Source organism: Ruegeria sp. BI7 (assembly GCF_056537925.1).
The window spans coordinates 49,456-75,167 of sequence record NZ_JBQFSK010000011.1; the positions used below are offsets into that span (position 1 = coordinate 49,456).

General features: G+C 59.1%; 23 protein-coding genes and 2 riboswitches. Of the genes, 16 read left to right on the top strand and 7 right to left on the bottom strand.

The genetic code is table 11. From position 1 onward, the window contains the following. Positions 1-23: 23 nt before the first annotated feature. The 6 genes from ACR0JB_RS18980 to ACR0JB_RS19005 form a co-directional block, all read right to left on the bottom strand. Positions 24-1,478: a DNA cytosine methyltransferase gene (locus ACR0JB_RS18980; protein WP_480790193.1), complete on the bottom strand. Its 1,455-nt coding sequence runs from the start codon at positions 1,476-1,478 to the stop codon at positions 24-26. Between the two features lie 200 nt (positions 1,479-1,678). After that, positions 1,679-2,434, bottom strand: coding sequence for an MvaI/BcnI family restriction endonuclease (locus ACR0JB_RS18985; RefSeq protein WP_480790194.1), 756 nt, complete (start codon positions 2,432-2,434; stop codon positions 1,679-1,681). Continuing rightward, the gene (locus ACR0JB_RS18990; protein ID WP_480790195.1) at positions 2,434-4,101 is read right to left on the bottom strand and encodes a DEAD/DEAH box helicase family protein; all 1,668 of its coding nucleotides are present in this window, start codon (positions 4,099-4,101) and stop codon (positions 2,434-2,436) included. The genes ACR0JB_RS18985 and ACR0JB_RS18990 overlap by 1 nt, the downstream gene beginning before the upstream one ends. Next, positions 4,102-6,429: an ATP-binding protein gene (locus ACR0JB_RS18995; RefSeq protein WP_480790196.1), complete on the bottom strand. Its 2,328-nt coding sequence runs from the start codon at positions 6,427-6,429 to the stop codon at positions 4,102-4,104. A gap of 250 nt (positions 6,430-6,679) precedes the next feature. Next, positions 6,680-7,891: a hypothetical protein gene (locus ACR0JB_RS19000; RefSeq protein WP_480790197.1), complete on the bottom strand. Its 1,212-nt coding sequence runs from the start codon at positions 7,889-7,891 to the stop codon at positions 6,680-6,682. Between the two features lie 495 nt (positions 7,892-8,386). Beyond that, positions 8,387-9,343 carry an NAD(P)-dependent oxidoreductase gene (locus ACR0JB_RS19005; protein WP_170359196.1) on the bottom strand — a complete coding sequence of 319 codons (957 nt, stop codon included), beginning with the start codon at positions 9,341-9,343 and terminating at the stop codon, positions 8,387-8,389. A gap of 102 nt (positions 9,344-9,445) precedes the next feature. On the opposite strand from ACR0JB_RS19005, the gene ACR0JB_RS19010 reads away from it, so the two are divergent. From ACR0JB_RS19010 to cobJ, 8 genes are all read left to right on the top strand, one after another. After that, positions 9,446-10,330, top strand: a complete 885-nt coding sequence (locus tag ACR0JB_RS19010) for a LysR substrate-binding domain-containing protein (RefSeq protein ID WP_170375972.1) — start codon at positions 9,446-9,448, stop codon at positions 10,328-10,330. A 72-nt stretch (positions 10,331-10,402) separates the two neighbouring features. Beyond that, positions 10,403-10,611: riboswitch (cobalamin riboswitch) on the top strand. An 83-nt stretch (positions 10,612-10,694) separates the two neighbouring features. Beyond that, positions 10,695-11,084 carry a DUF1636 family protein gene (locus ACR0JB_RS19015; protein ID WP_170375974.1) on the top strand — a complete coding sequence of 130 codons (390 nt, stop codon included), beginning with the start codon at positions 10,695-10,697 and terminating at the stop codon, positions 11,082-11,084. Next, positions 11,081-12,136: a cobalamin biosynthesis protein CobW gene (cobW, locus tag ACR0JB_RS19020; RefSeq protein ID WP_480790198.1), complete on the top strand. Its 1,056-nt coding sequence runs from the start codon at positions 11,081-11,083 to the stop codon at positions 12,134-12,136. The genes ACR0JB_RS19015 and cobW overlap by 4 nt, the downstream gene beginning before the upstream one ends. Before the next feature lie 3 nt (positions 12,137-12,139). Then, on the top strand, positions 12,140-15,433 hold the full coding sequence (gene cobN / locus ACR0JB_RS19025) for a cobaltochelatase subunit CobN (protein ID WP_170505405.1): 3,294 nt from the start codon (positions 12,140-12,142) through the stop codon (positions 15,431-15,433). Further along, positions 15,430-16,569 carry a precorrin-3B synthase gene (gene cobG / locus ACR0JB_RS19030; protein ID WP_170396379.1) on the top strand — a complete coding sequence of 380 codons (1,140 nt, stop codon included), beginning with the start codon at positions 15,430-15,432 and terminating at the stop codon, positions 16,567-16,569. Before cobN ends, cobG begins: the two co-directional genes overlap by 4 nt. Beyond that, positions 16,569-17,198: a precorrin-8X methylmutase gene (locus ACR0JB_RS19035; RefSeq protein ID WP_170396381.1), complete on the top strand. Its 630-nt coding sequence runs from the start codon at positions 16,569-16,571 to the stop codon at positions 17,196-17,198. The genes cobG and ACR0JB_RS19035 overlap by 1 nt, the downstream gene beginning before the upstream one ends. Beyond that, on the top strand, positions 17,195-17,923 hold the full coding sequence (locus ACR0JB_RS19040) for a precorrin-2 C(20)-methyltransferase (RefSeq protein ID WP_170349249.1): 729 nt from the start codon (positions 17,195-17,197) through the stop codon (positions 17,921-17,923). Before ACR0JB_RS19035 ends, ACR0JB_RS19040 begins: the two co-directional genes overlap by 4 nt. Further along, a complete protein-coding gene (gene cobJ / locus ACR0JB_RS19045) occupies positions 17,920-18,672 on the top strand; it encodes a precorrin-3B C(17)-methyltransferase (protein WP_170375981.1) in 753 nt (250 codons plus the stop codon). Before ACR0JB_RS19040 ends, cobJ begins: the two co-directional genes overlap by 4 nt. Here cobJ and ACR0JB_RS19050 read toward each other — a convergent pair. Beyond that, a complete protein-coding gene (locus ACR0JB_RS19050) occupies positions 18,645-19,394 on the bottom strand; it encodes a cobalt-precorrin-6A reductase (RefSeq protein WP_170396384.1) in 750 nt (249 codons plus the stop codon). The two genes, cobJ and ACR0JB_RS19050, sit on opposite strands and share 28 nt — an antisense overlap. Here ACR0JB_RS19050 and cbiE point away from each other — a divergent pair. The 8 genes from cbiE (at position 19,393) to ACR0JB_RS19090 (ending at position 25,679) form a co-directional block, all read left to right on the top strand. Beyond that, entirely contained in the window at positions 19,393-20,592 is a 1,200-nt protein-coding gene (cbiE, locus tag ACR0JB_RS19055) for a precorrin-6y C5,15-methyltransferase (decarboxylating) subunit CbiE (protein ID WP_170396386.1), read from the top strand. The two genes, ACR0JB_RS19050 and cbiE, sit on opposite strands and share 2 nt — an antisense overlap. Continuing rightward, complete coding sequence (locus ACR0JB_RS19060) at positions 20,589-20,957, top strand: cobalamin biosynthesis protein (RefSeq protein ID WP_170349253.1); 369 nt, start codon at positions 20,589-20,591, stop codon at positions 20,955-20,957. Before cbiE ends, ACR0JB_RS19060 begins: the two co-directional genes overlap by 4 nt. After that, positions 20,954-21,748: a precorrin-4 C(11)-methyltransferase gene (gene cobM, locus ACR0JB_RS19065; protein ID WP_170349254.1), complete on the top strand. Its 795-nt coding sequence runs from the start codon at positions 20,954-20,956 to the stop codon at positions 21,746-21,748. The genes ACR0JB_RS19060 and cobM overlap by 4 nt, the downstream gene beginning before the upstream one ends. Continuing rightward, the gene (locus ACR0JB_RS19070) at positions 21,741-23,057 is read left to right on the top strand and encodes a cobyrinic acid a,c-diamide synthase CobB (protein ID WP_170396388.1); all 1,317 of its coding nucleotides are present in this window, start codon (positions 21,741-21,743) and stop codon (positions 23,055-23,057) included. Before cobM ends, ACR0JB_RS19070 begins: the two co-directional genes overlap by 8 nt. After that, positions 23,054-23,782, top strand: coding sequence for a uroporphyrinogen-III C-methyltransferase (gene cobA, locus ACR0JB_RS19075; RefSeq protein ID WP_170396390.1), 729 nt, complete (start codon positions 23,054-23,056; stop codon positions 23,780-23,782). Before ACR0JB_RS19070 ends, cobA begins: the two co-directional genes overlap by 4 nt. Further along, the gene (gene cobF / locus ACR0JB_RS19080; protein WP_170396392.1) at positions 23,775-24,518 is read left to right on the top strand and encodes a precorrin-6A synthase (deacetylating); all 744 of its coding nucleotides are present in this window, start codon (positions 23,775-23,777) and stop codon (positions 24,516-24,518) included. Before cobA ends, cobF begins: the two co-directional genes overlap by 8 nt. A gap of 43 nt (positions 24,519-24,561) precedes the next feature. After that, a riboswitch (cobalamin riboswitch) is annotated at positions 24,562-24,769 on the top strand. 36 nt (positions 24,770-24,805) lie between these two features. After that, positions 24,806-24,976: a CbtB domain-containing protein gene (locus ACR0JB_RS19085; protein ID WP_170396394.1), complete on the top strand. Its 171-nt coding sequence runs from the start codon at positions 24,806-24,808 to the stop codon at positions 24,974-24,976. Between the two features lie 4 nt (positions 24,977-24,980). Further along, positions 24,981-25,679 (top strand): CbtA family protein, encoded by a 699-nt coding sequence (locus tag ACR0JB_RS19090; protein ID WP_170396397.1) that lies wholly within the window; start codon positions 24,981-24,983, stop codon positions 25,677-25,679. Positions 25,680-25,712 lie beyond the last annotated feature (33 nt).

Genomic DNA, 25,712 nt, shown 5'->3' on the forward strand with positions numbered 1-25,712 from the left:
ATTCGATCACGTAGAATTGCCAATCAACCGACGGCTTCTTCCAAAATCAGCCTAAAGTGAGCGCTGACCGCCTCCGCCAGACCGACAGGAACAGCGTTTCCAATTTGGGTATACTTCGGCACTTCCCGGTCAAACACGCCCTCACGAGGATTCCCAGCGCGTCGTAGTCCTCCGGTAGTTCGCTTGCCACGGAACTGGTACCAGTCCGGGAAAAGTTGCAGGCGCGCCCATTCCCGAACTGTTGGAACACGTGGTTGCGAGAAGTGAACGTAGTCATCCGGGAGCGATGTCGCAGTTATGGTCGGTTCACCATTTCCCCAGCTGGCAGGAAGCAACTTCTGCGCGAACTTCTTGGTCTTGAACTCCTCAGGAATCTCCCCGTTGTTTGCATGCATGGCAATGAACTTTGCAACTACGCGCCGATTGTGCCGACTGTATTCCTGCTCCGTGAGTGCGAGCTTCTTACCGCGCATCCATGATGGTTTGGCCCTAAGCCTGCGCTGAATGACTGTAAGCGGTTTCGGCGATGGGTAGACAAGCGACTCGAGCTTTCCGCGTGGATACTCGCCGCTTCTCAGGAGCGCATCCACTTCGGGATCCACCAAATCGCCAAGCAAATCCTCTAGGTGAGGGAATGACATTGCACGTGGTGCCGGCAGAAACCCAGCTTCTACGGCATCTCCCTTGCGCAAAACATTCTCGCTTTTGAAAGTCGACGGTTCCAGAAAACTACACGCTTCGAACACGTCTTTGCGTATTCCAACAACGAGAACTCTTGGCCGGTTCTGGGGAACACCGTAATCCTTTGCATGCACCAGCGACCAACGAACTTCGTAACCGGGGATTGCCTTGAAGCGTTTCAGCACGTCAGGAAAAATTAGCTCACCACCCGACTTCGTCCACTTGGCATGTAATAGACCTCGAACATTTTCAAACAGGAAAATGCGAGGTCGCAGCTCCTCTATGATATTCGCCATTTGTTCGTAGAGCTGGTTAGACGGGAGCTCTTTTTTGTCAACGTCGTATGACCTGCGTATACCGATTCCAGAGAACCCTTGGCAGGGCGGTCCACCAGCTAGCACGTCGATGTTGCTACCGCCACCTTTAGACCAAGTCCTCGCGCGTTCTTTCGAATACCCGAGCTCAGGAAGCGCCGCCAAGTCCGCCTCCAGTTTACGAAGCCGGTTGCCCACCAGCTCGTGAGCATCCTGGCAATGCAGGTCTTCGTTTTCAGCGAAACGCATACCGCCTAGGCTATGGTGACGGTTCGCCAAGTAAGTCGCCCGGGCATCATCGTTGAGCTCGTTTACGAACACTGGGGTAAAACCCGAGTTCTCAAATCCAAGCGACAGACCACCACAACCGGCAAATAGGTCTACCACCGATAGCAAGCGATCTCCACCGCCTTTGCGCTTCGGGTTGTCGGCGTCATCGACCGCGACACCTTGGAAAGAATTATTGTCTCGTAAGTTGTTCACGTTTTCCCCTAGGTCCCGGTCGATTCCCTGGCCTCTGACCATATATGCCTCAGACGTGCAATCAAACTACCAATTGTTGTGCCAGCGGTCCAGGCCTGAGAGCCACCATCAAGACAAAATTCTCAAGGGTAAGCCGGTATTTTCGCCAAGACTACACTCCACCTCTTAAAAATATTCTCTTACGGACTTCGTGAAAGCCTCTATATCCTCAGTAGATCAAGGCTAGGCGAAGAAGGAAACAGCGCTTCCACGTTGCTTGGCTTGATCTTAAACAACGGGCCTTTCTCAACAGTCTTCCCGCCCCGGTCGCTGATTAGGTGATCGACCGTAACGGTTCCTGTCTCAAGCAACCGGCCCAGTTCCCTTACTCGTGGCCGAGCCGTGAACGTCACATACCGATAGTGAAAATAGTCCTTGCCAACATGTTTGCTGGGAACCGCGACGATCCATGCCGATGCTGGCTGCTTTTGGATCAAGCGTTGCTCGAGATCCAACATGTTCCAAGCAACGAGGTCTCGCGCTCCCGTTTCCGGCAAGATTTGCTTCTCGCGTAGCCAACCGTTGGCATAATCAACCTCGAGAAACAGGCCTTGGCTGTTCGGAAGCCTTGCACGTACCGTGCAATTCAAGCGGCGCTCCCCGTCTCGATCATATCCGCACTTATCAAGTAGTTCTCGGGTGCTCTTGCAAGAACTGATGTCCCAATCAGGGACCTTTGCAAATAGGTTAACCCGGTTCAAATCCTTGGCCTTGCTACCTCGCCTAGCGGTTATTACGACTCCCTTGTACTGGGCCTTTGAAAGCGATGTCATCGGCACGTCGAGATGATGAAGCAAGGTCATTCCCACGCTCGTGTCCCCATGGCCCATCGCTTCCACGGGCCCCTTGCCCGCCAAGGTCTTCAGTTTTTGGAGCAACTCCTGCGCTTCGGGCTCAAGAGATTGAATATCTTGCATCAAAAGTCCTCTCCACCCGGGAAGCGCAAACGAGCACCGTCTTCGGCGTCTTCGACGTCCGCGACATCCGCGAGGTACTTGTTAAAGAATTCCGCGGGTTCATCGTTGTCGAACTTCACGATTTCACCGTCTCGGTACCGGACGATCTCTACGCCCGAACCTTTTTCCTCGGCGTCGCGGTTCATCGACAAACCAGCGGCAAGTCGCCTGATGTCAGCAACGAAATCGAGCACTAGGACCCGGTCCTTTTTTTCGTTTACCCTCAAGCCTCGGCCGAGTTGCTGCAAGAAAATACGCCGACTATGGGTTACCCGCATGAAGGCCACCAAGTTGACATCCGGCACGTCGATGCCTTCGTTGAGCATCTCGATCGAGATCAGCAGGTCGATCTCACCCATGCGGAACGCCGATAGGTTCTTGAACCTTTGCTCACGTGGCAATCTGCTATGCATCAGCGCAGCTCTTACGCCTTGCGCAGAGAATAGTGGCCTAAGTCGCTCCGCGTGCTCAATAGACCGGCAAAAAGCCAAGGCGCGCGGGTCCGACATTTCAGCCATTTTCTCGCAAATGGTCTTGACCATTGCGAGGTCGCGTTCCGGAACAAGCAGCTTTTGGTTGAGGTCCTTTATAGTGAAACCTTGCTGAGATGCCCGGGCAACCTCCTCCCAGTCGATCCCGTCGGTGAGCATCCGATAGTCAACTTCCGCTAGGAACCCGCGCTGCATGCCGTCGACGATGTCCATGGAGAACGCCGGGTCCCCGAACAGGTCGGTGATATCCCTGTCATCTCCGCGCCATGGGGTCGCGGTCAGCCCGACGAGGAAGTTTGGCTCCAGCTTTGCAATAAGACTGCTGAAGCTCTCAGAAGGCGCATGGTGAGCCTCGTCTACTATCACCAGGCCAAATCTACCGGCTAGGTCGTCCCCTCGAGCAATCGCCGAGCTGACGGATTGCCAGGTCGCGAACACGACGCCGCCGGGGTATGCAGGTCGCTCGCCGTCCGTCCAAAGATGCGTAGAACAATCCTTGGGCAGCTGCGCCCAACTCGACACTTCCAATTGCTTAACTAGGTCACTCATGTGGGCCATGACCAAGACTTCTTGCTTTTGGTTTCTGGCGAATTCTTGGGCAATGAGCTGGTTGGCAACCATCGATTTTCCAAGTCCCGTTGCCATCAACACGAGCGCACGTCGGTCACCCCGTCCCCTCTTTGCCTCGACCGCGTTGATCGCCTCGTTCTGGTAATCTCTAGGCTCTCGCCTGTCCATCGAAACCGATGGTAGTTGATCGTAGAACTGCAGGAGGTGATTTCCATTCCAGGCGCGTAGATCGATGCCCGCGTTTTCTTGGGCTCTAATGAAATCGTACGCGCCCGGGTAAAATTCTTGGTTCGTAGCCGCAACAGCTGTGACTGCGTCGTACTTCCCGAGGGCCCACGCGGCTTCTCTTGCACCAGCCTCGTCGACGCTTCCGTGCGTGCGATACTTCGCTTGGAATACCCACCTTTGGCCCTCGATGACACCCACAACATCTGCGCCGTGGTCGCCTGAGCCACCGACGAGGGCAACGTTGTCGAAACCGGCGTGCTTCGCAAGCCGGGCGATCATGCGCTCGAATGCCTGCCACGGCCCGTAGGCCAACCTTTCAACGCTAACGAACCCGGGCATCTACGCCTTCCAGGACTCGAGCAGCTTGAGCGAAGCGAGAGCACGCGCGAACCTCAAGCGCCAATCGAGGTCCTTATTCAAGGCCGATGCCCCGTCGTCCACCAGCCACGTCGCGTCGTTTAGACCTTCAATAACTTGCATCACGGAGTCTTCTCTTTGGTCCGGCGAGAGGTGTTCGTAAGGCCGGTCGAAATACGCTCCATCCATGACGAGCTTTGGCCATCCTCGAACCAATTCGGCCAGGTAATCCTCGGACACGAACCGAGCGAATTCTCCCCTGCGTACAAGTTCCTCGACCTCGCCTGGTGAAAGAGATGCAGACTTATATGCGGACCGCTTGATGTTCTCTAGCTCATGAGGTGACAATTGACCCGGCTCGATCGGCGCGACTCCGGGGAGTTTCTCGTCAAGGAAGAGCTTTAACCCTTCAAGTAAGTTGGACGCAGCACTTGCGGCGCGCGACACGTCACCCGTCTCTTCTGGGAAGTATTTTTCGCGCAATAGTCGGCTTACTCGCGACACTGGAAAGTTTCTTGGCGTTTCCGCGGACAACGTGAGAAAGTGATGCGCTAGATCAACCAAGAGATAATCCGCTGGCGTAACTACGCTTTCTTCGAAGTAAGGGGATGACGCGTTGTAATCGAAGCGGAAAGTGTATCCGTCCGGTTTAACGCGAAATGGCTGGCCATCGAGGTCAGCCTTGTGGCGAAAAGCCGAGACCTTGACTAGGACATCCCCGGGCAATTCAGAAAGCTCGTAGCTCTGGGAGAGCGATAGGTCCGGTTCAGGCTTCGACGTGCTGGGCTTGTTGCCGTCTTCCGGCACATACCCGTCTATCGGGGGATCGGACTTTTCGTCTGGATCGTCTATACCAGTGGTTGTCTTCTTCCCAGCAATCGGAAACTTTCCCGCGAACTTGTCGGCGCCGCTTCCACCACCTCGCTTAGCCCTTTCAGCTTGTTCGACGAGTTCGTACCACTTGTCGTCCTCCTGAAAATCGGGATCGCCTTCGTAAAACTTGTCTACGTACTCCTTGATGAGGCCTGAATTAAGTCCTGTGCCCTCAGCCGTTCCCGGGACAAGAGCAGCGAGTCCTGCCGTGCTTTTGCGGTAACCTGTGAAGAGGCGCGCCATGGGACTATCGTTTTTGGCCATTCCCATGCGGCTAGCGACTTGAGGTTGCATAGGTGATGTCCCGCGGACAAGTTCAACAACTTTTCTCCACTCGGGATCGAGCTTATCGAACGAATCCTTCTGGTGCGATACTCGGACGAAGTCGATCTCTAGCTCGCCCACGATACGGCCGCCCCAGTGTATCGCGTCAATCGGGTACTCTAAGAATGAATCCCCATCGATGCCACGGAAAGTAAAGAAAGACTTGTCCAATTCCTCGATCACGCGCCCGTTTCGTATCAAGTCGATCCCGAATTCTTCCTTGTCGAAGTATCTCTGGATCCCCAGCCACCCTTTCAACCGCCTTGTTCTTTTGACGACGTTCTCATCGTGTCCGCAGGCAGAGCACTTTTCCTCATTCTCGAGTAGCCACACCCAACAAGTCGAGCAGAATTTCCGAGAGTCGAGCGTTTTGTCGATCTCGACCTTGGCCGGAACCCTGCCAAAGGACTGTGTTTCAACTGACCGCGTCTCGCTCCAGACGCAGTGTTTCATGGGCTTAACTACGTCACCATCGTAGTTAAGCTTGATATCTAGGCGCTGCATGACCCGTCCGTAAATCTTGCCGAGCCGGTCGCGTGTTCTTTTCTTTCCAATACCCCAGATGAGTGGGCGAACTCGGTCTGCCTCTAGCCGCGAGATTTTGATCTCAGTCCCATGAATCCCTTCCGACATTTCTTTCTCAGACTTGGCACGCGTTTGCACCGGAGCAATGAATGTTTTTTGTTTCTCCAGAAGATCAAAGTCTATTACGAGGCCTGTCCACTCGGGATCTTCAGACCGTGTAGTCCAGACCTCTGTTCGCCTGCCCATACGCGCTGTTGAAATATTGAAGCCCATCCCGAATAGGCCCATTTTTTCAACGGGGTCATTTCCGGAGTACCCTGCCCTAACGGCGTCTTGCAGTGTCTCAAGCGACATGCCGATACCGTTGTCGAGCACGGAGATTTCACCGTGTCCAGCCTTTAGTTCGGCGTCGCTAGGCAAACGGATCCAGATTCTCGGGTCGGTTGCCGGCTTGTCATTGCGCGACTGATCGATAAACGCGTCAATAGAATTGTCGACGAGTTCTGCCAAACATTGCCAAGGAGCGAAGTCAATTTGACCCAGCATCCTGAGAACCCTCGGCGACGGCGTAATATCGACTGTTGTCATTGGCTGCTCCCCTCTTGGAGTGTTTTTAATTTCTTAATGCGGCAAAAAATAGAATTCTAGGCCGCTCAATCATTTTATGGTTGCGCCCAATTCCCAGCTGTACGGGCTTCATGTGATAGGCTTCTCCATACGGGCAAACTTCCCGGGAAATTAGGTAGCGCTCGCAAACACGACAATTTGCGCGAGATGCACAAAGGCTTCTTATTCGCCCCGGTAATGGTTGAGTATCAGTTGGAAAGGGAAGCTGCACTCATCCCGATTTTATCGCGGAAGCTTTTACTGTCACTTCTGGGAGTTGATCATACTTGTTGTAAAACTTTTCTTTCATGACAGAAACGAGCTCGTCCAGTAGATGCGCCTGCACGATAAAAGCATCATGAATAGGCAATATCGAATGCCCTTGTTGGACAAAGTGTAGCATGACACTCTCTGCCAGATCACTTTCTTCGCGTTGCAGCTTTAAGCCCGCATTTTGCCCAATCAAATCCCCGACCATTGGGTAGGCATCCAGAACGGCTTGCCGGAATTCGATAGCAGTCATTCCATGCTTGCGTTCATCAAATCCTCTAGGCTCGGCGATGTGTTTGGTCGGGGCATTAAGTAGAGCAGCCAATGTGGACTTGGCATGATCACGAAGTATGTCACTGGCAGCAACACCCTTTATTGCTGAGTATGGGTCCGCGGGTATAGTGGCATTTGCCTTTGCCAATAGTACTGCAGGATTAAAGCCTCTGTAGTCGACTTCTACAGTTTCCTCACCATTGATCCTCACCGTACGCCTCACATGCTTGCGCACGTACTGCCACCATCCTCCATGGAACCTACCACCCTGTTCAAACTTGCCGTTGTTGAAGATGCGGCGCATGTATTTTGCATTCTCTGAAAACGCTAGGTCCGCGTAGTCCTCGCTAACGTCTTTGTACCCCAAAGGCTTTATTGAGGTAATGTCGGCCTGCCCATTCACCTCATTGATCAAGTGAAGTGCTGCCCTCATGGCATGGGTCTGTCTGGTGTCAGGATACTTTATGGGTTGCTTTTCGCTATCCCTTAGTATCAGCACCTCATCTGGCTCTGCAGTTTTGAAGGCACTTATGGTCAACTGTTCTGTGTACAGTGCCTGTATCGACTTTGAAGTCATTGCAAAACGGGTGTGCTGTGCATTGTCCCCGTATTGGTATCCATCCGCGGTGATGCAAATAAGGTCTGTACTCAACAGCCAATCAAGTGCCATGCGGAAGCGATGGGCAGTCATGTATGCCGGTCTGTACCTGCTTTCACGATCAAGGCGCTGCTTCTGCCGTCCTATTCCTACGGACATTCCGCACTTTTTTACATGGGCCCGCAACACATTGACAAGCACAGTCCCTGCGCAGTCACTGAACTTTTGCTGTTCTCGTTGATTGCGTTTACGCGCATAGCTTGCTTGCCACTGCGCGCAAAGCCAATCTAGCGTGGTATCCAATCTACCTTGCGCTTGCTCGTTGTTAAGTTGCAGATACGGCTCGAAAGCCCAAGACTGCGCCGCACCTTGATCGGGTAGGTTAGCCTCTTCTATAGCTTGCCTAATGTGCCTCAGAAACTCTTGGCTCCGGTCTTGGTTCATTACAAAAATCCGACATATTTTTGCGCGCACCTATCTACCTTCTTTGTCGAACCCACTTCCCCCATACCCCTCACTTCTGACCGTGTTGTTTGCTTGGCTCCTTAGCCGGGCCTCTGGGAAGTATCTAGCCCATCAGACTTTGACACTAGAGGTTAGCACCCTTTGCCATCTCTTTTTGGGCGTTGACAATACCTGCACCAATCTCCAGCTTGTGTGACACAAAGTGAGACACACAAGCCAACCTCGCTCCCGATAGCTTTGGGAATTCAATGGCTTAGAAAAACGGTAGCGGGTCCGGTACTCGCCTCCACTTCTTTGATTATCTAACCGGTATTCAACTGCGCTCGGTGTGCGCTATTCGGCCTGACCTCTCTGTGGGATAACTTCATAACCCGGCTCCTCCGGTTCATCATCGTGCATCTCGGTCGGGAAACCGGGCGCCGTGATATCCAGCCCGGTCGCGTCCTCCAACCGCTTGATAATATTCGGTGACAGTTCGCGTTCACCATAGCGGGCGATACCGTCGTCGAAGATGCGGATCATTACCGGGTTGATTTCCAAGGGCACTCCGGCGCGGTCGGCGACGTCTTGGAACAGTCCGATGTCCTTTTTGACAAGGTCCATGGTGAAAGAGATATCGCGGGACCCGTTCAGAATGACTTGGCTTTCCGTTTCATGCACGAATGAAGTGCCCGACGAAATCTTTATCGCCTCATAAGTGGTATTCAAATCCATCCCGGCCGCTTTGGCCGTTACCAGCGCTTCGGCACAGGTGATCAGGTTGGCGGTCGCCAGATAGTTGGTCAGAACTTTTAGGACCGAGGCTGAGCCCAACTCCCCCGTGTGCAGCACGCGCCGCCCCATCGTGGTTAAAAACGGCAGAATCCGCTCAAAGGTTTCGCGATCACATCCGGCGAAAATCGAGATATTGCCAGTAGCCGCCCGGTGGCACCCGCCCGAAACCGGGCAATCCACCGCCGCGCCTCCACGCTCGATCACCATGGCGCCCAGTCGTTTAACCTCGGCTTCGTCGGTGGTCGACATCTCCATCCAGATCTTGCCCGGCCCGACCTCGGGCAGCATATCTTGCATCACTGCGTCCGAGGCCGCCGGGGACGGCAGGCAGGTTATAACGGCATCGCAGTCCCGCATCATCTGCGCCGGGCTTTCCGCGGCTTCGGCCCCCTTGGCCACAAACTCGGCCACCAAATCGGGGTTAAGGTCGTGAACCGTCAGGTCAATCCCGTTGCGCAGAAGCGAGCCGGACAGTTTGCCGCCCACATTTCCTAAACCGATAAATCCGACTTTCATGTTTCCCTCCTGACGGTCGTATTCGGGCCGAGTATCAGTGTTGTCTGTTAGAAACGAAAATGATTAATAATGCCAATTATGGTCAAAATAATTTGGTGATCTATGGACCGCCTTCCAAACCCCACATGGTTGCGCAGCTTTGAAACCGCCGCGCGGCATCTGAATTTCACCACCACAGCAAAAGAGCTGGGCCTGACGCAGACGGCGGTCTCATTGCATATCCGGTCGCTTGAGGCCGAGCTTGGGCAAAAGCTGTTCACCCGGAATGCCCGGCGGTTGGAACTGACTGAGCTGGGGCAGTCTTATTCGTTGACTGTGCGGCGTGCGCTTGGCGACATCGCCCTGTCCACCAACAGCCTGTTCGGCCCTGCCTCTCGCCAGACCCTGACGATCCGTGCGGCGATATCGACAGCCACCTATTGGGTCGCGGCGGAACTGCCCGACTTTACCGCTCGCCACCCCGAGATCCCCGTACGCCTTGTCTCGCACATCTGGAATGACAGCGTGGCCCCCGGCGATGTGGATGTGGAAATCCGGTTGGGTTATGGCGATTGGCTCGGCGTTCAGTCCGAAAAGCTGACAGACGAAATGCTGGTACCGGTATGCCGGGCCGGGGACTCGCCCGCGACCCTGAACGTACTGCGGCAAGGCCCTCTGATTCATATCCTTGGATACGAAGACAACTGGGCGCGGTACTTTCAGGCCAACGGACTCGCGCTTCCGGACCAACCGCCCCGACATTCGGTGGACACCTCGGTCGCAGCACTGCAGCTTGTGATGGCCGGTGCGGGCTATGCAACGGTTCTGGAACGGTTCGCCCGGAATGCGATCCGGCAGGCTGCGCCGATTGCAATTGCGGGTCCTGCGATTCCCTTTGCCCAATCGCATTACCTGATCCGTACACAAGGCGCTGCGCAACCGACCGCTGCGGCAGGGTTGTTTTGCGCCTGGCTGCGGGAACGGCTGGCCGTGCATGCCGCAGATTGACACAGGCTGGTCGCTTTTTCGGTTTGAACGATTTCACCATGCGCCTCGTGCTTGACAAGCCCCCTGCCCGTGCCGCATGTCGCATGCGTTGGTGTCCATCTTCGGATGGATGAAAAGGGAATGCGTCAGCGGGCAACCGTCAAACGCAGCCGCCCCCGCGACCGTGACCGGAGAGGGTGCCCAATGCCACTGGCCCGCAAGGCCGGGAAGGCGGGACATCTGCCGGGGCAAACGCCCCGACATCCGCAAGCCGGGAGACCTGCCAGCACCCGAAGTTGAAACCGGACGGGGTGATCCGGTGTCGGGTCCATGTGCAGACGTGGCCCGCATGAAACCCCGTCCCCTGCAAAGAGGATTTGGGGGGATGAGAGACGTGACCGAGACTGCACCAGTCGAGCTGCTGGTCTGCACGACCTGTCGGCGTGGCCTGCCGATTGAAGACGATGCGCAACGTCCAGGTGCCCTGCTGCACAAGGCACTGGAAGACGCAGATTTGCCCGAAGGTATCGTGCTGAAGCCGGTCGAGTGCCTGTCAAATTGCGATCAGGGTTGTTCCATAGTGCTGCGCGGCGGACCGACCCGCTGGACCTTTGTGTACGAAAACCTGAACGAAATCGACCATGTCGACACCATCGTCGAAGGCGTCACCAAGTATCTCGCCGCCGAAGACGGTTTGGTCAAATGGCGCGAACGTCCCGAACATTTCCGCAAAAACTGTGCGGCCCGCATTCCCCCGATTGGAGCCCTGAAATGAGCAACCTCGAAAAACTCCCCGTCACTGTGATCACCGGCTTTCTGGGTTCGGGCAAAACCACGCTGGTCAAACATCTAATGCAGAACCCGCAGGGCAAGCGTCTGGCCGTTGTCGTCAATGAGTTCGGCGATGTTGGCGTCGATGGCGATATCCTCAAGTCCTGCGCCATTCCCGATTGCCCCGCAGAAAACATCATGGAATTGGCCAATGGTTGCATCTGTTGCACCGTGGCCGATGATTTCATCCCGACCATCGAAGCCCTAATGGCGCTGGAACCGCGCCCCGATCACATCCTGATCGAAACCTCGGGCTTGGCCCTGCCCAAGCCGCTGCTGAAAGCCTTTGACTGGCCCGATATCCGTTCGAAAATCACCGTGGACGGCGTGATCGCTCTGGCCGATGCCGAGGCTGTCGCCGCCGGTCGCTTCGCCCCGAATGTCGAGGCTGTGGACGCCCAGCGCCTGGCCGATGACTCGATCGACCACGAAACACCCCTGTCCGAGGTTTTCGAGGATCAGATCTCCTGCGCCGACATCATCCTGCTGACCAAGCCCGATCTGGCTGGTCCGGAAGGCGTGGCAAAGGCCAAAGAAGTGATCGCAGCCGAGGCTCCGCGCCCCCTGCCCGTCGTCGAAGTTGCCGAAGGCGCTGTGGACGTGCGCGTCGTACTGGGGCTTGAGGCTGCCGCCGAGGATGACATGGATGCACGCCCGTCGCACCACGATGGCCACCACGATCATGAACATGACGATTTCGAAAGCATTATCGTCGAGTTGCCGGAACAGACCGATCCGGCAGCACTGGTTGCCAATATCGAACGCTTGGCAAATGAGCTGAACATCCTGCGGGTCAAAGGTTACGCCGCTGTTCAGGGCAAACCGATGCGCTTGTTGGTCCAGGCGGTTGGCGCACGCGTGCGACATCAGTACGACCGCCCATGGGAACCCGGCGAAGAGCGCCGCTCGCGTCTGGTGGTGATTGCCGAACATGACGACATCAAAGAGGCCGCGATCCGCGAGATCCTCGCGGGTGTGACCGAGGCCGCCGAGTAAGCCATGCACGTCGTCTTCCGCGAAAGCCACGGGCTCGAGGAAACCGAGACCCCGACCGATCTGGGCCAAAGCCCGGCGGATCTGGTGGTGCTGTCCTTTTCGGACAGCGACCTCGGAGCTTTCGCGGCAGGCTGGCATCGCGGTGGCGGGGCTGAGGGGCGGATGCCCACGATGCGGTTGGCCAATCTGACGGCGTTGAAACACCCTCTGTCCGTCGACACCTACGTCGAACAAACTCTGGAAGGTGCGAGAGGCATCCTGATCCGCCTGATCGGCGGCGTGCCTTATTGGTCCTATGGCCTGCAGCAGGTTCTGGCGCTGGCGCAGGACAAGGGCATCGCGCTGGCTGTCCTGCCAGCGGATGGGCGCGAAGATACGCGGTTGGACGACTTTTCCACCCTACCCGTTTCAACCCTGCGGCGGCTGGCGCATCTGTGCGATACCGGCGGCGAAGTTGCAGCGCAGGCCGCGCTGGCACAGATGGCGTTGGCGGCGGGGCTTTATGCAGGCCCTGTGATGGGCGCTAAAACCATCCCCGAATGCGGCGCCTGGTGCCCTGACCGTGGCGTAATTCCGGTGGAAAAGGCGTTCACGGGCGATGCAAAACGCCTTCTCGTGAGTTTCTACCGCGCTTACCTGACCTCGGCGGACACCGCCCCGGTCGCGGCCCTGATCCGTAACCTACGCGCGCGCGGGTTCGAGGCTGTGGGCCTGTTCGCGCCGTCGCTGAAAGCCCCAACCGCCGCCGAATGGTTGCGCGGAAATATTGTAGCATTGCAGCCGTCGGCCATAATCAACGCCACTTCATTCTCGGGCAAGGGCGCGTCTGGCACATCTCCGCTGGACGCGGCCAATGTCCCTGTGTTTCAGGTCGCTTTGTCAACTGCACGCCGCAAGGCCTGGGCCGAGGCGGAACGTGGCCTCTCGCCCGCCGACCTTGCCATGCATGTGGTGTTGCCCGAGGTAGACGGGCGGATTTCGGCGGGCATCGCCTCATTCAAAGAACCCGGGAAACGTGACCCACATCTGGAATACTCGCGATTTGCCCACCGGGCCGAAGATGAACGGATCGAGGCCATCATCGAACGGGTGACCGGGTGGCTAGCTTTGCATGACAAGCCCAAGGCCGATCAAACCCCGGTGCTGGTGCTGTCCACTTACCCTGGTAAGGACTGGCAGATGGCCCATGCTGTGGGGCTGGACGCGCTGGCCTCAGCCGAGGCGATGTTGGCCGATCTGCAGGGCGAAGGGTACGACACCGCCCCCGCCCAACCCATTACCGAAACCCTGATGGATGCAAGGGTATCGTGGCCGCTTGCGGACTATCTGGCGGCGCTGGCCGATCTGCCGGATGAATTGCGCGGCGACCTCGAAACCGTTTGGGGGAGGCCCGAGGATGACCCAGCATTCACAGACGGCGCTTTCCAATTCACCGCCTTGCGCCGTGGCAAGGCGCTGATCGCGCTGCAGCCCGAACGTGGCACGCCCGAGTTGCGCGAGGATGATTACCACGACCTCTCACGCACCCCACGCCACGGCTATGTGGCCTTTTATCTGTGGCTGCGCAGAGGGTTGGGTGCGGATGCGCTGATCCATATCGGCGCGCATGGCACGCTGGAATGGCTGCCTGGCAAATCGGTCGCCCTGTCGGCGAATTGCTGGCCCGAGGCGCTGATCCGCGATCTGCCGGTGATCTACCCCTTCATCGTCAATGACCCCGGCGAGGCCGCGCAGGCCAAGCGCCGGATCGGGGCGGTCACGCTGGGTCATATCCCACCCCCGATGAAGGAAAGCGGCACGCCCGACCGGATGGTGCGGCTGGAATCCCTGCTGGACGAGTTTTCGAACGCCGACGGGCTGGACCCCAAGCGCCGGGACCGCCTGCAAGAAGATATCCGGGATGAGGCGCAGGCCATCGGGTTGGAAAACGACCTAGGTCTGGATCAGGCCACCTGCACTGCCGAGGCAATCACCCGCATCGACCGCTTTGTCTGCGATATCAAGGAAAGCCAGTTCGGTGACGGGTTGCACATCTTTGGTCGCACGCCTGAGGTCACCGGTAATTTTGACCCCGCCCCTTCCGCCCGTGCGGAACGCAGGGCTCTGCTTGACGTGCTGGCGGGAAAACGGATCGAGGCCGGACCGTCCGGCTCACCCTATCGTGGACGGTCGGATGTGCTGCCTACCGGTCGGAACCTCTATACCACCGATCCGCGTTCGGTTCCTACCCACGCCGCCTATACCCAAGGCGTGAAGCTGGCCGAAGAGCTGGTGCGGCGGCATTTGCAAGAGGAAGGTGATTATCCCAAGGGCCTGATCGTCGACCTATGGGGCTCGGCCACCATGCGCACGGCAGGCGAAGAATTCGCCATGGCGCTGCACCTGTTGGGCGTCAAGCCAGTCTGGGACAAGGGGTCCGAGCGAGTGTCAGGCATCGAAGTGCTGCCGATCACCGATCTCAGCCGCCCCCGCCTTGATGTGACCCTGCGCGTATCGGGCCTGTTCCGCGACGTGTTCCCGACGCTTTCGGCACTGTTCGGTCAGGCCGTCCGTGCCTTGTCTGACCGTGATGAAGCCCCGGATTGGAACCCCTATGCCGGGCAAGCCCCTGCCGCGCGAGTCTTTGGCCCCGCGCCCGGCAGCTATGGCGTGAATATGACGCAACTGTCTGAAATCTATACCGATGAAGCCCGCGCGCAGGCGGGTGAAGCATGGCTGCAGGCAAGCTCTTTTGCGTTAGAGGGCGACCATATCGCGCAGGATGTCACCGGCATCACCGAACGCGTCGCCAATGCCGACAGCTTTGTCCACCTGCAGGACCTGACCGAGACCGACCTGCTGCTGGCCAACGACTATGCCACGCACGAGGCCGGGTTTGCCGCTGCCAAGACCGTCACCGGCGGCAGCGCGCAATTGTACCACCTCGACAATACCAACCCCGACACTCCCCGCGCTCGTACCCTGTCCGAAGAAATCAGCCGCGTGGTTCATGCCCGCGCTGCCAATCCCGGCTGGATTGCAGGGATGCAACGGCACGGGTTCCGCGGGGCCGCAGAGATCGCGGCGACGCTGGACCATATGGCGTCTTTTGCCCACCTGTCCGGCACAGTCGCTCCGCACCTGTTCGATTTGTACCACGATGCCACGCTGGGTGACGCCGAGGTTGACGCCTTCCTGCAAGAGGCCAATCCGCAAGCACATCAAGCCATGCAGGACCGATTCCGCGCATTGCTTGACGCGGGGTTGTGGAACACACGCCGGAACTCGATCCGCGCGGATCTGGAGGGGTTGGGATGAGCGCCCCCACCTCAAAACCTGTTGTTCAAGGCTGGTGCCCCGGCGCCCATCGTCCGATGATGTCGGGCGACGGGCTGGTGGTGCGGGTGCGCCCCCGGTTGGCACGTCTGAATGCGACGCAGGCTTTGGGCTTGTGCGAGTTGGCCGAGCGGTTTGGCAATGGCACCATCGACCTGACCAACCGAGCCAACCTGCAATTACGTGGCGTGAAAGAGGCCGATCATCAAGCGCTACTTGCCGAACTTTCCGCGCTGGAACTTTTGGACGCAGAACCCGGCATCGAAGTGCGGCGCAATATTCTGGTCTCGCCGCTCTATGAAACGGGCGATCTGACCGCACGGCTGACACAATCCTTGATTAACCGACTGGCAGACCTGCCCGCCTTGCCTGCGAAATTCGGTTTTGCCATCGACACTGGCCCGGCCCGTCTGATGGCCGCGGATTCTGCGGATATACGGCTGGAGAACGGCGAAGATGGCCTGATCCTGCGCGCCGATGGCTGCGAGACAGGGCGCGCCGTCTCAGAGGTCGAAGCCATAGACCAGCTTATCGCGTTGGCTGAATGGTTTGCCGAAAACCAAACCTCGGACAATCGCCGCATGGCCCGCGTGGTCGCAGCACAAGCCTTGCCTCTGGAATGGCAAGGCAGCCCAGCCAACGCTGTTGGCTCACCGCTCCAACCTGGCATTTGTGAACTGGGCACACTTTATGGTGCAGCATTCGGGCAACTGCCTGCGCAGCGTCTTTTCAGCTTGATCGAGGACACAGGCGCTTCCGCCCTGCGGGTGACCCCCTGGCGGCTGTTCCTGCTGGAAGGCGGGGCGGCGATCCCGGCCCCGGCCTTTGTCACAGATGGCACCGATCCGCTGATGACCACCGACGCCTGCCCCGGTGCACCGTTCTGCCCGCAGGCGCAGGTAGAAACCCGTGCTGTCGCCCAAGCGCTGGCACCGCATTTGGAAGGCAGCCTGCATGTCTCGGGCTGCTCAAAAGGATGCGCCCGAATGGGAACAGCGGATGTCACTTTGGTCGGTCGCGATGGGCGATTTGACCTTGTCAAACACGGCCGCGCAGGGGATGAGCCCTGCCAACGCGGGCTGACCCCCGAAACACTTATGACCATGGACCTGACCTGATGCCCTATGAATATGAAACCGATGGCGCAGCGATCTATAAGGAAAGCTTTGCCACCATTCGGTCCGAGGCCGATCTGGCCCGGTTCGACGCCGACGAAGAGCAGGTTGCCGTCCGCATGATCCATGCCGCCGGGATGGTTGGGCTGGAAGAGTTCGTGCATTTCTCACCCGGTTTTGTGACCGCTGCCCGCACGGCACTGGAAAACGGCGCGCCAATCCTGTGTGACGCGCGCATGGTCAGCGAGGGCGTGACCCGGTTCCGCCTCCCCGCCGACAATGAGGTGATCTGCACCCTGCATGACGAACGCGTACGTCCGCTGGCCGCCGAGATGAGCAACACCCGTTCGGCCGCTGCGCTGGAATTGTGGCGCCCGCATCTTGAAGGTGCTGTTGTGGCCATCGGCAATGCTCCGACAGCACTCTTTCACCTGTTGAACATGCTGGAAGATCCCGACTGCCCGCGCCCTGCAGTCATCATCGGTTGCCCGGTGGGCTTTGTCGGCGCGGTCGAATCCAAGGACGCACTGTGGGCGGCACAACCGGTGCCATCCTGTATCGTCAAAGGTCGTCTGGGCGGCAGCGCCATCACCGTCGCCGCCGTCAACGCCATCGCGAGCCGCGCGGAATGAGCGCGGGCAAGATATACGGCGTCGGCCTTGGCCCCGGCGACCCGGACCTGATGAGCGTTCGGGCCGACCGTCTACTGCGCAATGCGCGCCACGTGGCGTTTTTCCGCAAGCCCGGCCGCAGCGGTCAGGCACGCAAGATCGTCAATGGCATGATTCCCGGCGATGCTGTGGAATTTCCGATGGAATATCCCGTCACCACGGAAATCCCCCTAACCGATCCGCGCTATAACGAGCTGCTGTCTGCCTTCTACAAAGACTGCGCCGCGCATTTGAAAACCCTGTCGGATGAAGGTGAGGATGTGGTGGTTTTGTGTGAAGGTGACCCATTTTTCTATGGGTCTTTCATGCATCTTTACAGCCGCTTGCGTGACGAAGCTGACGTCGAGGTTGTTCCCGCCATCACCGGTATGTCCGGCGCGTGGACAGCAACCGGTGACCCGATCACGTGGGGCGATGATGTCCTGACCGTTCTGGTCGGCACACTCCCCGAAGATACTCTGGCGGAACGCATGGCGCAGACCGATGCTTTGGTGGTGATGAAGATCGGGCGCAACATCGAAAAGGTGAAACGGGCCCTGAAAACGGCTGGCCTGTATGATCGAGCATGGATCGTCGAATACGCTCAGATGCCGAACCAGACCGTGACGAAACTGTCCGAGGCATGTGACAAGGTCACCCCCTACTTCTCGATCATCATCGTGCATGGTCAGGGGCGGCGGCCATGAGCGGGTGGGTCAAGATCGCGGGTCTCGGACCCGGAAACGAGGACCTTGTAACGCCCGAGGTTTCCGCCGCATTGGCCGAGGCCACGGATATCGTCGGCTATATCCCTTACGTCGCGCGCGTGGCCGAACGCCCCGGCCTGACGCTGCACGCCAGCGACAACCGGGTCGAGATTGACAGGTCGCAGCACGCGTTGCAGATGGCGGCCGAGGGGAAACGTGTGGTCGTTGTGTCCTCGGGCGATCCAGGCGTGTTTGCCATGGCGGCCGCCGTGTTTGAGGCGCTGGAAAATGGCCCTGTTGAATGGCGCGAAATTCCCATCGACGTGCTGCCGGGCATCACCGCGATGCTGGCCGCATCGGCGCGTGCGGGAGCACCTTTGGGGCATGATTTCTGTGCCATCAACCTCAGCGACAATCTGAAACCCTGGTCGCTGATCGAGAAACGTCTCCGATTGGCGGCGCAGGGTGATTTCGCCATGGCGTTTTACAACCCGCGCTCAAAATCCCGCCCCGAAGGCTTTGTTAAGACGCTGGAAATCCTGCGCGAGGAATGTGAGCCCGAACGTCTGATCCTGTTCGCCCGCGCCGTATCCCGCGCGGATGAGGCGATCCGGGTTTCGACACTGGCCGAGGCAACGCCGGATATGGCGGACATGCAGACGGTGGTTATCGTGGGATCATCCCTGACCCGTGTGATTGATCGCAACAGCGCCCCGATCGTCTACACCCCAAGGTTCACACCGGAATGAGCCAGCCAGTCCAAAACCTGCGTTACGCTCGTCAGTTCGTGTCGTTGTGGCAGGATCGGACGGTCGATCATCAGTACGGGCAGGCCCAACGCCCGCGCGGCGTCCAGCTTGGCGCGCGCGCCGCTGCCGCCTGCGTTCTTGGACACGACCAATTCGATGTCATGGCGTTGCATCAGCGCCCGGTCATCCGCTTCGGTAAACGGCCCGCGCGACACAACCACATCGCAATTCGGCAAGGGCAATTCACCGGGTTCATCCACCAGCCGCAGCAGGTAGTGGTGTTGGGGCTGGGCGGCGAAGTCCTCAAGGTGCATCCGCCCTACCGCCAGAAAGACACGTTGCGCCAGGCCGGACAGGGCAGCCACTGCGCCGCCGATATCGGGAACATGCTGCCAGCGGTCCCCGTCTTGCGCCGTCCAGGCCGGACGGGTCAGCGCAGCCAGCGGCAGCCCGGTATCGCGGCAGGCGGCAATGGCGTTCCGGCTCATTTGTGCGGCAAAGGGATGAGTGGCATCGATCACGTGGGTGATCGCGTGATCCCAAAGGTACTGCGCCAACCCCTGCGCGCCGCCAAAACCACCGACACGCACAGGCAAGGGTTGCGGGCGGGGGTTATCGACCCGTCCGGCGTAGGAATAGGTTGCCGAAACGCCCTGCTCGGCCACGGCCTTAGCCAGCGCGTTGGCCTCGGTCGTACCGCCAAGGATCAGGAGGTGTGTCATGCTTAAAGCTCCGTGGCTGACCGTTCTGGGCTTGGGCGAAGATGGACTGGATGGCCTGCCACCGGCAAGCCGTCAAGTGCTGGAACGCGCCGAAATCGTCATGGGCCCGCCGCGGCACTTGTCGCTGATTCCAGAAACCGGCGCGCAGAGGGTTGAGTGGCCTGTGCCTTTCTCCGATGGCCTTCCGATGCTGGCCGGCTTTCGGGGCCGTCCGACTGTGGTTCTCGCCTCGGGCGATCCCTTCTGGTTTGGTGCAGGTTCAGTTATCGCGCGCAATTTCGAGGCTGGCGAATGGACTGCCCTGCCCGGCCAATCGACCTTTTCGCTGGCCGCTGCGCGATTGGGCTGGCCGCTAGAGACCACGCTGACCTTCGGCCTGCACGCAGCCCCGCTGACCCGGTTGCGTCCTGATCTGGCACCGGGGGTACGCGCCATCCTGCTGTTGCGGGACGGCAAGGCGGTGGCGGAACTGGCGACCTACCTAACCGAAACTGGATTTCCCGACACCCGCCTGCATGTGATGGAGGCTCTGGGCGGCCCTCGAGAACGGGCGCGCAGTGTATCGCTGACCGAAGCGCTGCTGGGCGGATTCGACCACCCGGTCTGCGTCGGGCTTGAGGTTGCAGGCGAAGGTCGCGCCTTTCCAAAGGCGTCGGGCAAGCCGGACGAGATTTTTGAAACCGATGGCCAAATCACCAAGCGCCCCGTGCGGGCGTTAACTCTGTCGGCACTGGCGCCGCAGCGGGGCGAACACCTTTGGGATATCGGCGGCGGCACGGGTTCGATCAGCATCGAATGGCTGATGTGTGACCCGACCCTGACGGCCACAACCATCGAACCCCGCGCAGATCGCGCCGAGCGCATTCGGCGCAACGCTGATACGCTGGGCCAGGACCGATTAAATGTTGTACACGGCACTGCTCCGGGCTCACTGGGTGGTCTGACCTTGCCGGACGTGGTTTTCATCGGCGGTGGTCTCAGCACCGAACTGATGGAATGGCTGCAAGCCGCCCTACCCAAAGGCACAAGGCTGGTCGCCAACGCGGTGACGTTGGAAAGCGAAGCATTGCTCGCGCAGTGGCAAGACAAGCTGGGCGGCGAGCTGTTGCGGATCGAACTGGCGCAAGCCTCGGCACTTGGCCCCCGGCGCGGCTGGAAGTCCGCTTATCCGGTGGTGCAGTGGAGCGTCACCCTATGATCGTCGCGGGATTGGGATTCTCATCTACGGCCACGTTGGACAGCTTGCGGGCGGCCTTTGATCGGGCCAGCGATGGGCAGCGCGTGGATGCGCTGGCCACGGTGGCGGACAAAGACGGCCATCCTGCGTTGATCGAATTCGCCTCGGCCATCGCACTGCCCTTGCATTTCGTCGCCCCTGCCGATCTGGCCGGGCAGCGCACGCTCACCTGCTCGAACCGCAGCCGCGCCACGTATGGCACCGGCAGCGTGGCCGAAGCATCCGCCCTTGCCGCTGCCGGATCCGGCGCGCGGCTGACCTCACCCAGACAAATCTCAGACGACCGGCTGGCCACCTGCGCCATAGCCATCGGAGGACAAACATGACTGTTCATTTCATTGGCGCCGGACCGGGCGCTGCCGACCTTCTGACCCTGCGTGGACGTGATATCATCGCGTCTTGCCCGGTATGCCTTTACGCCGGGTCGCTGGTGCCCGAGGAAATCCTTGGTCACTGTCCCGAGGACGCAAAGATCATAAACACCGCGTCGATGGATCTGGATCAGATCATGGCCGAGATCGAGACCGCACATCAGGCTGGTCAGGATGTGGCGCGCCTGCATTCCGGCGACCTGTCGGTCTGGTCAGCGATGGGTGAACAAATCAGACGGCTGAAAGAGATGGGCATCCCGGTCAGCGTGACGCCGGGCGTGCCGTCCTTTGCTGCTGCGGCGGCTTCACTAGGAACCGAGCTGACCCTGCCTGGACTGGCGCAATCTGTGGTGCTGACCCGGACGCCCGGCCGCGCGTCCTCGATGCCCGAAGGGGAAACGCTTGAGAACTTTGCCCGCACCGGCGCGACTTTGGCCATTCACCTGTCGATCGGCAATCTGGACAAGGTGATTGCCGATCTGACCCCAGCCTATGGTGCGGACTGCCCGGTGGCCGTGGTGTATCGCGCCAGTTGGCCGGATGAGAGGATCATCCGCGCCACGCTGGACACCTTGAAAGAGGCGCTGGATGAAAGCATCTCGCGCACCGCACTGATCATGGTGGGTCCGGCGCTGGCAGGCGAAGGGTTCGATGAAAGCTGCCTGTATTCAAAGGATTACGACCGACGCTATCGTCCGCAAAGTGCCGATAGCCCGTGGTCAAGCTGGAGCCACGGTGATGACTAACCCCCCGGGTCTTCTGATTTCTGCCCCGTCCTCGGGAACAGGTAAGACAACAGTCATGCTGGGCCTGTTGCGGGCCTTGGCCGAGGATGGGCTGACCGTACAACCGTTCAAGAGCGGTCCGGACTACATTGATCCTGCCTTTCACCGGGCAGCAGCCGGGCGGGCCTCGTTTAATCTGGACAGCTGGGCGATGGGTGATCCGTTGCTGAGCGCGATTTCGGCACAGGCCGAGGGTGCGGATATCGTGGTCGCCGAAGGTTCGATGGGGCTGTTTGACGGCGTCGCCAAGCCGGGCGAGCTGGGGCACGGGTCCAGCGCCGAAACCGCCCAGCGCATGGGCTGGCCTGTGGTGCTGGTGCTGGATGTGGGCGGTCAGGCGCAATCAGCGGCGGCAACTGCACTGGGGTTTCGGATGTACAACCCCGACCTGCCGTTTGCCGGTGTAATCCTGAACCGTTGCGCCAGCCCGCGGCACGAGCGTCTGACGCGTCTGGGTATGGAGCGCGCGGGTCTGCCAGTTCTGGGCGTTTTGCCCCGGCGCGGTGATTTGACTCTGCCGGAACGCCATCTGGGCCTGATACAGGCGGTCGAGCATCCTGATCTAGAAAGCGCAATTGTCGGCTATGCCGCGTTTCTGCGCGAACATGTGGATCTTGAGGCGATTAAGGTGGCGGCCTCCTCAGGCCCCGATGGGCCATCGTCAGCCGCGCTGCCGCGCCCTCCGGCGCAACGGATTGCGCTGGCCCGCGATGCCGCGTTTTCCTTTACCTATCCGCATTTGCTGGAAGGCTGGAGCGCGGCGGGCGCAGAAATTCTGCCGTTTTCACCTCTGGCGAACGAGGCACCTGCTGCCGATGCCGATCTGGTCTGGCTGCCCGGTGGTTATCCGGAATTGCATGCGGGCACACTGGCTGCCGCCGACATGTTCCAGACCGGACTGCGCAAACACGCTGAATCCAAACCCGTGCATGGGGAATGCGGTGGATACATGGCGCTGGGTCAGGCCTTGATCGACAAAGAGGGCGAGCGACATCAGATGGCAGGCCTGCTGGGGCTGGTGACCTCGTATGAAAAGCGCAAGTTCAATCTGGGATATCGCCGTGCGAAATTGCTGGCCCCGATGCCCGGTTTTGCTGTCGATGCGGCTTTGCGGGGGCATGAGTTCCACTATTCTTCGATAGTAGAACAGCCTGACGCACCACTGGCGCGAGTATTTGATGCCGAAGGCGCTGAAGGGCCTCAAACAGGATCGGTGCGCGGGAATGTCACTGGTACGTTCTTTCACCTGATCGCCGAGGCTTCGGCATGAGCGGTTTCGTATCCTTCATAGGTTCCGGCCCCGGTGATCCCGAGCTTTTGACCCTGAAGGCGGTCGACCGGATGCAAAAAGCAGATGCGGTGCTGTTTGATGACCTCAGCAGCGGCCCGATCCTAAGTCATGCGCATGACGATGCAGATCTGGTGGGCGTGGGCAAACGGGCCGGGCGACCCTCACCCAAGCAGGATCACGTGAGCCGCCTGTTGGTGGATTACGCCAAGACCGGTGCTCGCGTGGTGCGGTTGAAATCCGGTGATGGCGGACTGTTTGGCCGGCTGGAGGAAGAACTTGTTGCCCTGCGTGCGGCCGGGATCGAATATGAAATCATCCCTGGCATCCCCTCGGCGGTTGCGGCAGCGGCAGCGGCGGGGATACCGCTGACTCGGCGTTTGACCGCACGACGGGTGCAATTTGTCACTGGCCACGATGTCAGTGGCAAACTGCCCGAAGATCTGAACCTGCCCGCGCTGGCCGATCCGGATGCAACGACTGTGGTGTTCATGGGCAAACGGACCTTTCCCCTGTTGGTAAATGCACTGCATGAGCATGGCCTGCCGCTGGAAACACCAGCCCTAATGGCCGAATCCGTATCGACTCCCGACCAGAGCCTGCACCGTGCAACGATTGGCGCGCTGTCGCAAAAGCTGGAGGTCGAGATCGGCACAGCCCCGGCGCTGATCCTGTATGGCCCGTTGGCAGAGTTCGACGATGTTTGAGTTGTCTCTGATCGGAATTGGCACTGGCAACCCGGATCACGTGACCTTGCAAGGGGCAAATGCCATCCGCGATGCAGACCTGATCCTGATCCCGCACAAGGGCGAGAACAAGGCTGATCTGGCCGGGTTGCGCGAAGAGATCATTGCAGCTGTGACGGACACTCCGCCGCAGATCGCCTATTTCGACATTCCCAAGCGCCGAGCCGATGATGGTTATCTGCGCGGGGTCGACGAATGGCATGATGCCATTGCCCTGCGCTGGCACGAGGCGATTGCTGCCCATCCAGATGCGCGACAAGTGGCGCTGCTGATCTGGGGCGACCCGTCGCTTTATGACAGCTCGCTGCGAATCGCGTCGCGGCTGGACCCTCAGCCCACGACACGGGTGATCCCTGGCATCACCGCGCTGCAGGCATTGACGGCCGCCCACGCCATCCCGATAAATGATCTGGGCGCGCCTTATGTTGTGACCACCGGACGGCGGATCAGGGATGAAGGCTGGCCGGCAAATGCCTCGAAAGCAGCGGTAATGCTGGATGGCGAGTGTTCGTTTCAAACTCTGGACATGGCCGATTATGACATCTGGTGGGGTGCCTATGTCGGCATGAAAGAGGAAATCCTGATCAAAGGCGCTTTGACCGATGTGGCGCAGGAGATTCTGGACACCCGCGCCAAGGCACGTGCCGATCATGGCTGGATCATGGATATCTATTTGCTGAAAAAGCGCGTGATCTGACCTAAAAGGTCGCAAATGACGATTGCACCTGCGGCACCATAGAGGCTAAATGAACGCGTCTGGTCCTGCCGGAGACATCCGGATGCTAAGAGGGAATGTGGTGCGACTGCCATGGCAGCCAAGTCCACAGCCGCCCCCGCGACTGTAAGCGGAGAGCCCCTGTTCAACCAGCCACTCCTGTTTCTCAGGGGGAAGGCGAACAGAGGCATCGACCCGCAAGCCAGGAGACCTGCCAGGCGACAATTGAAACACCGGCCGTCGGGTGCGGCGGCAAAGGAGAATAAAAGATGGCAACACAAACGCAAACAGCATCCGCCTCGCGCGCTGGTATCTTTCCGGTCATGTTCGCGGTGGTACTGGGTCTGGGTATCATCACCCTGACCGGTCACGTACAGGCCGCGGCGCTGCATGACGCAGCACACGACGTGCGCCACGCGACCGGCTTCCCCTGCCACTAAGACCATGTTCAGTCGTATACTGACCAGCGCGTTGTTAGCTGGTGCTGCAGCGGGGCTGATAGCCGCCTTGCTGCAGTTGGTCTTTGTGCAACCTGTTTTGTTGCACGCAGAGCTGTACGAATCCGGTGAGTTGGTGCACTTCGGAGCCGAAGCCGTTTCGGCGCATCCCGAATTGCCGGGCATGTTCTCGGAACTGACCCGTGACGCGCTGAGCGTCATTTTCACCATGCTGACCTATACCGGTTACGCGCTGCTGATGGTTGCTCTGATGTCCGTGGCCGAAGGCCAGGGCCACACGATTGATGGCCGCACCGGCGTGCTTTGGGGTCTGGCTGGGTTCATCGCCTTTCATCTGGCGCCTGGCTTTACCCTGGCACCAGAGGTGCCTGGTGTAGCGGCAGCTGACGTCTATGCCCGACAGGTCTGGTGGTTTGCCACTGTTGGTGCTGCGCTTGTTGCGCTGTGGTTGATTGCGTTTGGCGGCAACCTGATCAGCTATGTGATCGCAGCAGCCTTGTTGCTGGCACCCCATCTGATCGGTGCGCCCGAACCGGATGTGTTCACCGGCCCCGTACCGACCGAGATCGGCGCTCTGTTTGCTGCTCGCGCCTTTGGCATCGGTCTGGTGGCCTGGGTTCTGGTCGGTGCCTTTGCCGGGTATTTCTGGCAAAGCGAAGGCAAACGCGTCGAAGCAGCGGCCTGATCCTCTTATATAATGACGCGCCGGGTTCTGCCC